The sequence below is a fragment of the Tropicimonas sp. IMCC34011 genome, assembly GCF_003390865.1.
Taxonomy (GTDB): Bacteria; Pseudomonadota; Alphaproteobacteria; order Rhodobacterales; family Rhodobacteraceae; genus Tropicimonas_B.
Window position 1 is genome coordinate 814983 of record NZ_QMEJ01000001.1, and the last position, 12551, is coordinate 827533.

A 12551-nucleotide genomic window follows, 5' to 3' on the forward strand; every position below is an offset into this window, starting at 1 on the left:
CCGGGCCCCCTCCGGAGCCCTGCCGCGCGGGGTCCGAGGCAGGGGGCGACGCCGGGACGCGGTCCCCTGCGGCATATTCGGACATTGCCTGCCACGGGTCATCGCCTTAGAAGCAGGCATTGACGACGGGACGCGCCCTGCTCCCGCACCCAAGGCTGATCTCTCAGGGAGGCTTGCATGGCCGACGCCGCCATCCACGGGCACGACCATCACGACGAGCGTGGATTCTTCACGCGGTGGTTCATGTCCACGAACCACAAGGACATCGGGATCCTGTATCTCTTCGTATCAGCCTTTGTCGGGCTGATCTCGGTGGCCTTCACAGTTTACATGCGTCTCGAACTCATGACGCCGGATGTGCAGTACATGTGCATGGAAGGCGCGCGGGTCTTCTCGCAGGCGCCCGCAGGCGAATGTACCCCCAACGGGCACCTGTGGAACGTGCTGATCACGGCGCACGGCATCCTGATGATGTTCTTCGTGGTGATTCCGGCCCTCTTCGGCGGCTTCGGCAACTACCTGATGCCGCTCCAGATCGGCGCGCCGGACATGGCGTTCCCGCGGATGAACAACCTCTCCTTCTGGCTCTACGTCGCGGGCACGTCGCTCGCCGTCGCCTCGGTTCTCGCGCCGGGCGGCAACGGTCAGGCCGGTTCGGGCATCGGCTGGGTGCTCTACCCGCCGCTCTCCACCACCGAGGGCGGGTATTCGACCGACCTCGCGATCTTCGCCGTCCACCTGTCGGGCGCGTCGTCGATCCTCGGCGCGATCAACATGATCACGACGTTCCTGAACATGCGCGCCCCCGGCATGACCATGCACAAGGTGCCGCTCTTCGCCTGGTCGATCTTCGTCACCGCGTGGCTGATCCTCCTCGCGCTGCCCGTCCTCGCCGGCGCCATCACCATGCTGCTGACGGACCGGAACTTCGGCACCGCCTTCTTCGATCCCGCCGGCGGCGGCGACCCGGTGCTCTACCAGCACATCCTGTGGTTCTTCGGGCACCCCGAGGTGTACATCGTGATCGTGCCGGGCTTCGGCATCATCTCCCACGTCATCGCCACCTTCAGCCGCAAGCCGATCTTCGGCTACCTGCCGATGGTCTACGCGATGGTGGCGATCGGGGTCCTCGGCTTCGTCGTCTGGGCGCACCACATGTACACGGTGGGCATGTCCCTCACCCAGCAGAGCTACTTCATGCTGGCGACCATGGTCATCGCCGTGCCGACGGGCATCAAGATCTTCTCCTGGATCGCGACGATGTGGGGTGGCTCGGTCGAGCTCAAGACGCCGATGCTCTGGGCGTTCGGGTTCCTCTTCCTCTTCACCGTGGGCGGCGTCACCGGCATCGTCCTGAGCCAAGCCGGCATCGACCGCGCCTATCACGACACCTACTACGTCGTGGCGCACTTCCACTACGTGATGAGCCTCGGGGCCGTCTTCGCGATCTTCGCCGGTGTGTACTTCTACATCGGCAAGTTCTCGGGCCGTCAGTACCCCGAATGGGCCGGCAAGGTGCACTTCTGGGTGTTCTTCATCGGCGCCAACCTGACCTTCTTCCCGCAGCACTTCCTCGGGCGTCAGGGCATGCCGCGCCGCTACATCGACTACCCCGAGGCCTTCGCGACCTGGAACTACGTCTCCTCCATCGGCGCGTTCCTCTCCTTCGCCTCGTTCCTCTTCTTCATCGGCGTGGTCTTCTACACCCTCACCCGGGGCAAGCGGATCACCCAGAACAACTACTGGAACGAGTACGCGGATACCCTCGAATGGACCCTGCCGTGCCCCCCGCCGGAGCACACCTTCGAGACGCTTCCGAAGCGCGAGGACTGGGACAAGGTCCACGCCCACTAAGGGCAGCTCAGGACCACCACGAACGCACGAAGGGCCCCGGGAGACGATCCCGGGGCCCTTTTCCTGTCGAACAGGGCCGGCGAGCGACGGCGGCCCCGAATGATCCGGCGCGCCGGCTGCACCATCCCGCGAGACCGGCTATGCAACGCCGCTCTCATCTCCTAGATGGGGGCGGATACCGCAGACGCCGCGCCAGGAGCGAGAGAGACCGGGTCATGCCCTATGAATGGATCGAGACGACGCCGGGCCCTGCCCGCCTGCATCTCTGGCCCTATCGCTCCCTGCCCCGGACCGGTTTCGTGATCTTCATCGGCACGACGGCCACGCTCCTCTTGCTGCCGCTCATCGCGGTGCTCGGAACGCCGGTCCTCTGGGGCCTGCTCCCGTTCATCGTGGCCGCCATCTGGCTGCTCTATTATTTCCTGCAGCGCAGCTACCGGGACGGTGAGCTTCTGGAGGAACTGACCCTGAGCGAGGACCGCGTGGATCTCGTCAGGACGGAGCGCCGGGGCATCCGGCGGGAATGGTCCGCCCATCCCTACTGGGTCGAGGCCCGCCTGCACGAGAAGAAGGGCCCGGTCCCGAACTACGTGACATTGTCGGGCGGCGGACGCGAGGTCGAGATCGGCGCCTTTCTGTCCGCGGAGGAACGCCTCAGCCTCTACGGCGATCTCTCCCGCCGCCTGCCGGCCCGTCCCTGATGGCGCAGGCCCGGGCCACACCGAAGCGCCGCCGCGCCGCGCTCCTCCTCGCCGCGCGCCTGCCGGGCGGTGAGCGCGTGGCCGGGAATCTCTCGCCCTCCGAAGCCGCGGCCCTCCGCCTCCGCAGGGCCGGACCGCCGCCCGGGCCGGCGCCCCGCCACGTCACCTACCTCATCCCCCTTGTCGGGAAGCACCATGTCGGGAACTGGGACGCCGTCTCCGCCCGCCTTCAGGAGACGCTGGACAGTCTCGCCCGCGGTGGCGGACGCTGGCAGGCGCTGATCTGCGGCCAGGACCGCCCCGCGGGCGATCTTCCGAAGGCCGCGACCTTCCTGCCCTTCGCGCGGCATGTGGAGGGCAACGACAAGTGGGACAAGCTCCGCAGCCTCGTCGCGTCCCTGCCCGAACGCGCCCCGGCGAGCGGCCTCGCCATGCCGTTCGACGCCGACGACATCCTCGGCCGCGGCGCGGGAGAGCGTCTGAGTTCCGGCGAAAGCGAAACGGGCTGGCTCGTCGAACAGGGCCACGTGCGGGACGAGGGCACGGGCACCCTCGCCCTCGCCCGACCACAAAGCCTGTCACGGCCGGGCCAGAAGGCGTTCTGGAAACTCTGCGGCTCCTGCGCCGCCTTCCGCTATGACACGGCACAGCCCGAGAGCCTCGACTTTCTGTCCGCGGCCGTCTCCCACGAACACCGCATGTTCCCCTTCCTCGCCGCCCTTGCCGGCCGCCCCCTGGCGCCGCTGCCTGCCCCCGCGGTGCTCTACCGGCTGAACCACGGCGAGAATTTCGGAGCGCGGCGGGGGCGGGTGTCGTTCAAAGCGCGTTTCGTTCAGCGCTTTGCCGTTGCGAACGAGGATCTTAGGGCCGCCGAGGCGCTCTACCGCTAGGGGGATCGCGGCCTTGCCCGCCCGTGCCCCGAATTTGCGGACCCACGAGAAAAGGGGCGAGGTCAGCCCCCGCCCCGTTCATCTTTCAGGCAAATACCCCCGCCGGAGGCACCCTTACTTCAAGGAATGCGCCGCAGGCGCTCCGTCAGGACAGGCGCGCGCGGACGCGGGCGCCGACGGCGCCGAAATCCATCCGGCCGGCATGGCGGGATTTGAGCTCGCCCATCACCTTGCCCATGTCGCGGATCCCGGTGGCGCCGGTCTCCTCGATGGCGGCGTCGATGGCAGCACTCGTTTCGGCCTCCGTCAGGGGTTTGGGGAGAAACTCCTCGATCACGGCGATCTCGGACTGTTCGCGCTCGGCGAGTTCCAACCGCCCGCCCTCCTCGTAGGCGCGGACGCTTTCCTGGCGCTGCTTCACCATCTTGGCGAGGATCTGCGTCACCTCGGCGTCGCTGATCTCCGCAGGCCCCTCGCTTCCGGCTCCCCTGGCCGCGATCTCGCGATCCTTGATGGCGGCATTGATCAGGCGCAGCGTTCCGAGCCGCGTCTGGTCCTTCTGGCGCATGGCGTCCTTGAGGGCGCTGCTGACCCTGGTCTTGAGCTGCGACATCGGTTCCCCTGAGCAACGGTCATCTCGGTCTGGCCGCGTCCTGTACGCTCAACTGTGCGACGAGACAACACGCTGATCGGCCCATTGACCCCACCGGGGACGCTGCGTAGATGCAGGGCGTTTGCCAGACGCCCTCGCGACATGCCCTCAAGGAGGCTCCTTCCCATGACTGCCGCACCTCGCCCCACCGCCTGCCTCGCCCTCGCTGACGGCACGGTGTTCTACGGGCGCGGCTTCGGCGCCACCGGCACCTGCGAGGCGGAGCTGTGCTTCAACACCGCGATGACCGGCTACCAGGAGATCATGACGGACCCCTCCTATGCCGGACAGGTGGTGACCTTCACCTTCCCGCATATCGGCAATACCGGCGTCACGCCCGAAGACGACGAGGCGCAGGATCCGATCGCCTCCGGCATGGTCGTGAAATGGGATCCGACGCTCCCCTCCAACTGGCGAGCGGCTGAGACCCTCGGCGAGTGGCTGGCCCGGCGTGGCCGCATCGCGATCGGCGGCGTGGACACCCGCCGCCTGACCCGCGCGATCCGCCAGCAGGGCGCGCCCCATGTCGCGCTCTCGCACGATCCCGAGGGCAATTTCGACATCGAGGCGCTCGTCGCGCAGGCGCGCGCGTTCCCCGGCCTCGTCGGCCGTGATCTGGCGAAGGATGTGACCTGCGTGCAGTCCTACCGCTGGGACGAGATGCGGTGGGCCTGGCCCGCCGGCTACCTGCGGCGGGAGGGCGATGCGCCCCGTGTCGTCGCCGTCGACTACGGTGCCAAGCGCAACATCCTGCGCTCCCTGGCCTCCGCCGGCTGCGACGTGACGGTCCTGCCCGCCTCGGCCACCGCGGACGACATCCTGGCGCACGATCCCGAGGGTCTCTTCCTGACGAACGGCCCCGGCGATCCGGCGGCGACCGGTGAGTATGCCGTGCCGATGCTTCAGGATGTCATGCGCCGCAAGCCGGACCTGCCGCTCTTCGGCATCTGCCTTGGCCACCAGATGCTGGCCCTCGCCCTCGGCGCCAAGACCATCAAGATGAACCACGGCCATCACGGCGCGAACCACCCGGTGAAGGACCTGACGACCGGCAAGGTCGAGATCACGTCCATGAACCACGGCTTCACGGTGGACAGCCAGACCCTGCCGAAGGGAGTCGAAGAGACCCACGTCTCGCTCTTCGACGGCAGCAATTGCGGAATCCGCGTGACGGACAAGCCGGTCTTCTCGGTGCAGTATCATCCCGAAGCCAGCCCCGGCCCGATGGACAGCTTCTACCTGTTCGAGCGGTTCGCGGATGCAATTCGCGAGCGATCCGGCGCGGCCTGACCCGGATCGTTCCGCGCCGTTTAACCCGGCTTTTACCGTACCTGTCGTCTATCCCCGGAACCAGAATGGTCTGCCGTGGGTGATGCGATAGATGACTGCCAATCCGGATCCGCACCAGAGATCCTTTCCCTCCGCCGCCGCACAGGCGCGCCATCCGCAGCCCTTCCCGCCCTATCTCAGAGCCGTCGAGAGCGCCCCGGAGGCGCCACGGCGGACGCCGCTCGGGCGGCTTCTGGTCGAATCGGGCGCGATCGGCCCGGGAGACCTGGTGCAGGCGCTGAGCGATCAGGCCCGGTCCGACGCGCGACTTGGGGAAATTCTGCTGGCCCGCGGCCTGATCTCCGAGGCGCAACTCACCGCGGCGCTGGCGCGGCAGTGGAACGCCGATATCGCCGACCTGTCAGCCGAGCCCCCGGATGCGATGCTCATGGCCAGGCTGGGCGCGGCGGACTGCCTCGCGCGCGGCCTCGTTCCGTGGCGACGGGCGGGAGGGCTGACCCTCGTGGCAACCAGCCGGCCGGAGCGATTCGCGAACGACAGGCGATACCTGGAAACGGTCCTCGGCCCGGTCGCGATGGTCGTCGCCCGGGCGAGCGACGTGCAGGCGGCCGTGGCGCGGGCCGGCGCCGCCGAACTGACGACGTTGGCGGAGACTTCCGTCCCGGCGCCATTCTCCTGCCGCCCGCGCGGACGGATCTCCTGCCGCCGTCCCCTCGGCCTCGCCGCACTCGCCTCTGCCACGGGGGCCGCAATGCTCGCGCCCGCCGAGGTCTTCTGGGTGCTGACCGGTATCGCGGCGCTCTTCCTGGCGGCCACTCTGGCGCTCCGCGTCGCGATCCTCTGGGCGGCCTTCCGCGATGGGCGGCGCCGCGGCGAGTTCGCGTCCGCCCGCTCCCGACCGGCAGCGGTGGTGGCGCGGTTGCCGGTGATCTCAATCCTCGTGCCGCTCTTCCGGGAGGAGGACATCGCCGGCCGGTTGGTCCGGAGGCTGGAGGCGCTCGACTACCCGCGTGAGCTGACGGACATCCTGCTCGTCACCGAAGCGGACGATGCGACCACCGCATCCGCCCTCGCCCGGACGGAACTGCCCCACTGGATCCGTGTCTGTACCGTCCCGCCGGGGGCCGTGCGCACCAAGCCGCGGGCGCTGAACTACGCCCTGTCCTTCTGCCGGGGCGGAATCGTCGGGATCTACGACGCCGAGGATGCGCCGGCTGAAGGGCAGCTCCACCAGATCGCGACCGCTTTCGCGCAGCGTGGGCCGGACGTCGCCTGCCTGCAGGGGATGCTGGACTACTACAATCCCGGCACGAACTGGATGAGCCGCTGCTTCACGGTGGAATACGCCGCATGGTTCCGCGTCATGTTGCCGGGCCTGCAGCGGCTCGGCCTGCCGATCCCGCTCGGCGGCACGACGCTGTTCTTCCGCCGCGCCGCCCTCGAAGCGCTCGGGGGCTGGGATGCGTGGAACGTCACGGAGGATGCCGATCTCGGCCTTCGTCTCGCGCGCGCGGGCTACCGCACGGAGATCGTCGCCACCGTCACGCAGGAGGAGGCCTGTTGCAGGCCGCTCCCCTGGGTCCGGCAGAGGTCCCGCTGGATCAAGGGGTACATGATGACCTGGGCCACCCACATGCGCCGGCCGCGCAGCCTCTGGAGGCAGCTCGGGGCGAGGGGGTTCCTCGGAATGCAGGTGCTCGTTCTGGGCTCCATCGTGCAGGTGCTTCTGGCGCCGCTGTTCTGGATGTTCTGGCTGGCGCCCCTCGGGCTCGTGCCGCCCGCTCCCGGCCTCGGGGAGGCAGCGACCTGGCCCCTGGCGGCGCTCTTCGTCGCGTCGGAGGCCTCCGGCATCGCCGTCGCGGCCCTCGGCCTCAGGCGCCGCGGAGAGAGCGGCTGGCTGATGAAGTGGGTGCCGTCGCTGTATTTCTACCATCCGCTTGCCGTTCTCGCGGCGTGGAAGGCCGCCTGGGAGGTCGTTCTGCGGCCATTCTACTGGGACAAGACGACGCACGGTATTTTCGACAAGCGCCACCGCCCGGGCGTCACGGCCGCGCGGCGGGCCCGACCCGGGGCGCTTCCCCTGCAAGCCGCAGCCGCTCCTTGAAGGCTTCCGAGATGTGGTGCCGGAGCGCCGCCCGCGCGCCCTCCTCGTTCCGAGCGGCTATGGCGTCCACGATGCCGCGATGTTCGGCGACGGCGGCGTCCCCCCGGCCGGGACCGGCCAGCGACGTCTCGGCCATCAGGGCCATCGTGCGGTGGACGAATTCAAGCTGCTGGACGAGGTACCTGTTGTGGGAGGCGAGGTGGATCTGGCGGTGAAATCGCTTGTTCGCGCGCGCCAGCGCCTGCGGCTGGTCCACCATCGTCCCGTGCTCCTCCGCCATGGCGCGCAGGACCGCGATCTCCTCTTCCGCCGCGTGGCGGGCCGCAAGCTGCGCCGCCAGCGCTTCCAGTTCGGAGCGGACGGCGTAAAGCTCGGCCAGCTGGCTGTGATCGAGGGCGGCGACGATCAGGGACCGCCCGTCGCGCGCGAGAAGTGACTGCGTCTCCAGTTTCTGGAGGGCTTCCCGGACGGGCGTGCGGGACACACCGAACCGCTCGGCCAGCTCGCTTTCGACGAGCCGGTCGCCCGGACGGTATAGGCCGGTGTCGATCGCTTCGAGAATGAGCGAATAAGCGTCGATCTGGCTCGGCCGGTCGCTGGCCATGGGCGGTCTCCGAACTCGGGAGGCGCAAGGCTGGCCGACCCCTCTTCCGGGGTCAAGCCGCCGCGCTCTGGCAATGCCGGCCGCATCGGCCTAGGTCGGGTGCGGAATGAGCGACGGGAGTACAGGCGATGCGGGCAGATATCGAGACGGACATCCTCATCGTCGGCGCCGGCCTTGCCGGCCTGATCGCCGCGGCGTCGCTCAAGAACGCCGGCCACGACGTCGTCCTCGCGAGCGCCTCCGCCCCGCCCCGCGATCCGAAGAGCGAAGGGGCCGACCGGCGCTCCACCGCGTTTCTGCTGCCCTCGCGGAGCGTCCTGCGTCGCGCCGGGATCGAGGTGGACGACGGAACGGCGACACCCCTCGCCGCGCTGCGGATCGTCGAAACCGGCGGCCGGCCGCGACACGTCATCTCCGAGCGGACCTTTCACCCGGACGATCTGGGCGCCGAGGTCTTCGGCTGGAACATTCCCAATGCACGCCTCGGCGCGGAACTCCTGGACCGGCTCGAGGCGCTGTCCGTTCCCCTCAGGATCGGCGCGGGGCTGAAGGATCTGCACGCGCGGGAGGATCGCGCCCTTGCGGTGTTGGCGGACGGCACACGCATCTCGGCGCGCCTGATCGTCGGAGCGGACGGGCGGGACAGCGCCGTGCGGCGCGCTGCCGGGATCGGCACCTCCGAGACGCGTTATGGCCAGAAGGCGCTGGCCTTCCCGGTGCGCCATACCCATCCCCACGCCAATGTCTCGGCCGAGATCTACGAACAGGGCGGAGCGTTCACGACGGTGCCCCTGCCCGATGCGGACGGCCGGCCCGCCTCCGCCATCGTCTGGATGGCTGACGGTCCCGAAGCGATACGCCTTGCCGCCCTGTCCGAGGCAGAGCTCGCCGCCGAAGCGACGGAGCGATCCTGCGGGCTCCTGGGAACGATGACGCCCCTTGCACGGCCCGGCCTCTTCCCCGTGGTCACGCGGATCGCGGAACGGCTGGCCTCACGGCGTGTGGCGCTCATCGCCGAGGCGGCGCATGTGCTGCCGCCGATCGGGGCGCAGGGGCTGAACACCTCGATTGCCGACATCGCCGCGCTCGAGACGGCTCTCGGCACAGATCCCGGCGCGCCGGCGGGCCTCGCCGCCTATGCCGCCGCGCGGGAACGTGACATCGCGCTCAGGGCCGGCGCCATCGATGCCTTCAACCGTGTCGCACGCTCCGGAAGCCTTCTTGCGCACACGATACGCCCTGCCGGGCTTGCCGCGCTCCACGATCTGCCGCCCGTCCGCCGCGCCCTGATGCGGGCGGGGCTCGGATCGGCTGCGGACTGACGGGGGCCTCGCCGCGTCAGCCCAAGGGGCCGGGCAGCCGCTCTTCCGAAAGGAGGACGTTCGATTCCACCTGCCCCACCCCCGGCAGCGTCATGATGCGGCGGCGAAGGACGCGTTCGAAATCGGGAAGGTCGCGCGCCGTGACGCGGAGGCGGTAATCGTAGAGGCCGAGGACGTGCTCGACGATCTGCACCTCCGGAATGGCGCAGACCGCCCGCTCGAAGACCTCCAGTTCGGGACGCCCGCGCGCCGCAAGCTTGATGCCGAGAAAGACGGTCACGCCGAAGCCGAGCGCTTCGCGGTCGAGGACGAGGCGGCGGCCCTTCAGGATGCCGGCATCGGTCAGGCGGCGGATGCGGCGCCACGTCGCCGGCTGTGACAATCCGAGGCGCCGCCCGAGTTCGGAGGCGCTGAGGCTGGCGTCCCCGACGAGGGCGCGGAGGATCGCGCGGTCCGCCGCGTCCAGATTGAGAGGCGCCGTCATAGCGGAAGCTCGTCCACCGACTTGATGTCCGCCACGTGCATAAGAGCCTCGATGTCGGCGATATGTGGCAGGGTGAGGATGCGGTCCCGCCAGATGGTCTGGTAGTGCGACAGGTCTCGGGCGATAAGCTCGAGGCGGATGTCGACACGGCCGAGAAGGGTCTGGATCTCGAGGACTTCGGGAACCTTGCGGACCTCCTCGAGGAACGCGTCGAAGGCGTTGCGGCGGGTCTTGTCGAGGGTGATCCGGAGCGAGACCCGGACGGCCCAGCCAAGGGCGCGCCAATCGATCACGGCCTCCTGCCCTTTCAGGATCCCGCTGCTGCGCAACTTCTCCAGCCGTCGCCAGCACGCCCCGTGGGAGAGGCCCACGCGATCCGCTAGCCCTTGCGCGGACAGGTCCGGTTCGGCCTGAAACTGCCGCAGAATGCGTCTGTCCGTGTCATCGAGCATGGTTTTTCGGATAGCGCAGCACTAAGCGAATGACAATTCAACAAAGCTGCAGAGATCCGCAAGTTTCGCATCGCGCTTTCCGGCCCAGATGCGCTATCCCCTGCCCGGAACTCATCAAAGGGAGACCGCCATGCGCGTCTATTACGATCGCGACTGCGACATCAATCTGATCAAGGACATGAAGGTCGCCATCCTCGGCTATGGCAGCCAGGGCCACGCCCACGCGCTGAACCTGCGCGATTCGGGCGCGAAGAACCTCGTCGTCGCTCTCCGCGAAGGCTCCCCCAGCGCCAAGAAGGCCGAGGGCGAGGGCCTGAAGGTCATGGGCATCGCCGAGGCCGCCGCCTGGTGCGATCTGATGATGTTCACCATGCCCGACGAGCTGCAGGCCGAGACCTACCGCAAATACGTCCACGACAACCTGCGCGAGGGCGCGGCGATCGCCTTCGCCCACGGTCTGAACGTGCATTTCGGGCTGATCGAGCCGAAAGCTGGCGTCGACGTCGTCATGATGGCGCCGAAGGGTCCCGGCCACACGGTGCGCGGCGAGTACACGAAGGGCGGCGGTGTGCCCTGCCTCGCGGCGGTTCACCAGGACGCCTCCGGCAAGGCGATGGAGATCGCTCTGTCCTATTGCTCCGCCATCGGCGGCGGCCGCTCCGGCATCATCGAGACCAACTTCCGCGAGGAATGCGAGACGGACCTCTTCGGTGAGCAGGCCGTGCTGTGCGGCGGTCTCGTCGAGCTGATCCGCATGGGCTTCGAGACGCTGGTCGAGGCCGGCTACGAGCCCGAGATGGCCTATTTCGAGTGCCTGCACGAGGTGAAGCTGATCGTGGACCTGATCTACGAAGGCGGCATCGCGAACATGAACTACTCGATCTCGAACACCGCCGAGTACGGCGAGTACGTCTCCGGTCCGCGCATCCTGCCCTACGACGAGACCAAGAAGCGCATGAAGGAGGTCCTGCGGGACATCCAGTCCGGCAAGTTCGTGCGCGACTTCATGCAGGAAAACGCCGTCGGCCAGCCCTCCTTCAAGGCGACCCGCCGTCTGAACGACGAGCATCAGATCGAGCAGGTCGGCGAGAAGCTGCGCGGCATGATGCCCTGGATCTCCGCCGGCCGCATGGTCGACCGCGAGCGCAACTGATCGATACCCCGTGCGGTCCCCTCTCAAGGGGGGCCGCACACCGCTGACGACGGTGCGTGGCCGCACAGACCGGCCGATCTGGACAGGCGCGCGGCCGCGTGATCCAAGGCGCCACATGGCCGCGAACACAGCCCCCGTCGAGCCGCCCACGGCGGCGAACTGGCTCTCGATCCTCTTCCTCGGACTGATCTGGGGCGGCACGTTCATGCTGACCAAGATCGCGCTCGACGGGATCGAGCCGATCACACTCGCGGCCTCCCGGATCCTGCTCGCGGCCATCGCTCTCGTGCCCTTCGCCCTGCCCCGGATGCGGGGGATCGGGCGGGACCACTTGCCCTATCTCTTCTGGGCCGGCCTTCTGAGCACGGCTGTGCCCTTCTCGATGCTGTCCTGGGGGCTCCAGCACGTCCCGTCCGCGTTCGGCGGGTTGTCGATGGCGATGCTGCCGCTCGTGCTCCTGCCGATGGCGCATTTCTTCGTACCGGGCGAACGCCTGACGCCGCGCCGGATCATCGGCGTCGCGCTCGGGTTCGCCGGCGCGGCTCTTCTCATTGCGGGCGGGGGTGACGATCCGGGCGCCTCTGGACCATTGGGGCTCGCGGGGCGGATCGTCTGTCTCGCCGCGACCATCTGCTATTCCATCGCCTCGATCCTGACCCGGCGTTGCCCGCCCATCGACGGCATCGCCATGGCCGCGCTCACGCTGCTGTTCGGCGCGGTTGCCATCGTTCCCTTCGCGCTGCTCGTCGAGGGGCTTCCCGCGGTCCCGCCGACGCGCCCCCTGCTGGCGGCGATCGCGCTCGGCCTCGTGCCGACGGCGCTGGCTGTCCTTCTGAGGATCCAGGTCGTGCGGAGCGCCGGCCCGGGCTTCATGACGCTGGTGAACTTCCAGGTCCCGGTCTGGTCGGTGATCTTCGGCGTGGTCCTTCTCGGCGAGACCCTGCCGCCTACGCTCTTCGCCGCGCTGGCCCTGATCGGCACGGGGCTCGTCATCGGCCAGTGGCGCACGGTCCGGACGCTGCTGCACTGGCGGGGCTGAGAGCCG

Annotated in this window: 12 protein-coding genes; 8 read left to right on the top strand and 4 right to left on the bottom strand. The window is 68.7% G+C overall.

The window, feature by feature from the left end; all coding sequences use genetic code 11:
* Positions 1-177 precede the first annotated feature (177 nt).
* The 3 genes from ctaD (at position 178) to DQG15_RS03975 (ending at position 3445) form a co-directional block, all read left to right on the top strand.
* The gene (gene ctaD, locus DQG15_RS03965; protein ID WP_116082902.1) at positions 178-1854 is read left to right on the top strand and encodes a cytochrome c oxidase subunit I; all 1677 of its coding nucleotides are present in this window, start codon (positions 178-180) and stop codon (positions 1852-1854) included.
* A gap of 215 nt (positions 1855-2069) precedes the next feature.
* Positions 2070-2555, top strand: coding sequence for a DUF2244 domain-containing protein (locus DQG15_RS03970; RefSeq protein ID WP_116082903.1), 486 nt, complete (start codon positions 2070-2072; stop codon positions 2553-2555).
* Complete coding sequence (locus DQG15_RS03975) at positions 2555-3445, top strand: hypothetical protein (protein ID WP_116082905.1); 891 nt, start codon at positions 2555-2557, stop codon at positions 3443-3445. The genes DQG15_RS03970 and DQG15_RS03975 overlap by 1 nt, the downstream gene beginning before the upstream one ends.
* A gap of 145 nt (positions 3446-3590) precedes the next feature.
* Here DQG15_RS03975 and DQG15_RS03980 read toward each other — a convergent pair whose 3' ends face one another.
* Positions 3591-4058 (bottom strand): GatB/YqeY domain-containing protein, encoded by a 468-nt coding sequence (locus DQG15_RS03980; protein WP_116082907.1) that lies wholly within the window; start codon positions 4056-4058, stop codon positions 3591-3593.
* 165 nt (positions 4059-4223) lie between these two features.
* Between DQG15_RS03980 and carA the strand changes: the two genes are divergently transcribed.
* Together carA and DQG15_RS03990 are read left to right on the top strand one after the other, a co-directional pair.
* Positions 4224-5387 carry a glutamine-hydrolyzing carbamoyl-phosphate synthase small subunit gene (gene carA, locus DQG15_RS03985; RefSeq protein ID WP_116082908.1) on the top strand — a complete coding sequence of 388 codons (1164 nt, stop codon included), beginning with the start codon at positions 4224-4226 and terminating at the stop codon, positions 5385-5387.
* A 91-nt stretch (positions 5388-5478) separates the two neighbouring features.
* Positions 5479-7491, top strand: coding sequence for a glycosyltransferase family 2 protein (locus DQG15_RS03990; protein WP_116082910.1), 2013 nt, complete (start codon positions 5479-5481; stop codon positions 7489-7491).
* Here the strand turns inward: DQG15_RS03990 and DQG15_RS03995 are convergent.
* Positions 7430-8095, bottom strand: a complete 666-nt coding sequence (locus tag DQG15_RS03995) for a GntR family transcriptional regulator (protein ID WP_116082911.1) — start codon at positions 8093-8095, stop codon at positions 7430-7432. The two genes, DQG15_RS03990 and DQG15_RS03995, sit on opposite strands and share 62 nt — an antisense overlap.
* 128 nt (positions 8096-8223) lie before the next feature.
* On the opposite strand from DQG15_RS03995, the gene DQG15_RS04000 reads away from it, so the two are divergent.
* Positions 8224-9417 carry an FAD-dependent monooxygenase gene (locus tag DQG15_RS04000; protein WP_116082913.1) on the top strand — a complete coding sequence of 398 codons (1194 nt, stop codon included), beginning with the start codon at positions 8224-8226 and terminating at the stop codon, positions 9415-9417.
* Positions 9418-9433: 16 nt separating this feature from the next.
* Here DQG15_RS04000 and DQG15_RS04005 read toward each other — a convergent pair whose 3' ends face one another.
* Together DQG15_RS04005 and DQG15_RS04010 are read right to left on the bottom strand one after the other, a co-directional pair.
* Positions 9434-9901 carry an Lrp/AsnC family transcriptional regulator gene (locus DQG15_RS04005; RefSeq protein ID WP_116082914.1) on the bottom strand — a complete coding sequence of 156 codons (468 nt, stop codon included), beginning with the start codon at positions 9899-9901 and terminating at the stop codon, positions 9434-9436.
* Positions 9898-10353, bottom strand: coding sequence for an Lrp/AsnC family transcriptional regulator (locus DQG15_RS04010; protein ID WP_116082916.1), 456 nt, complete (start codon positions 10351-10353; stop codon positions 9898-9900). Before DQG15_RS04010 ends, DQG15_RS04005 begins: the two co-directional genes overlap by 4 nt.
* Positions 10354-10483: 130 nt before the next feature.
* On the opposite strand from DQG15_RS04010, the gene ilvC reads away from it, so the two are divergent.
* Positions 10484-11506, top strand: a complete 1023-nt coding sequence (gene ilvC, locus DQG15_RS04015; protein WP_116082918.1) for a ketol-acid reductoisomerase — start codon at positions 10484-10486, stop codon at positions 11504-11506.
* 115 nt (positions 11507-11621) lie between these two features.
* On the top strand, positions 11622-12545 hold the full coding sequence (locus DQG15_RS04020) for a DMT family transporter (protein ID WP_116082919.1): 924 nt from the start codon (positions 11622-11624) through the stop codon (positions 12543-12545).
* Positions 12546-12551 lie beyond the last annotated feature (6 nt).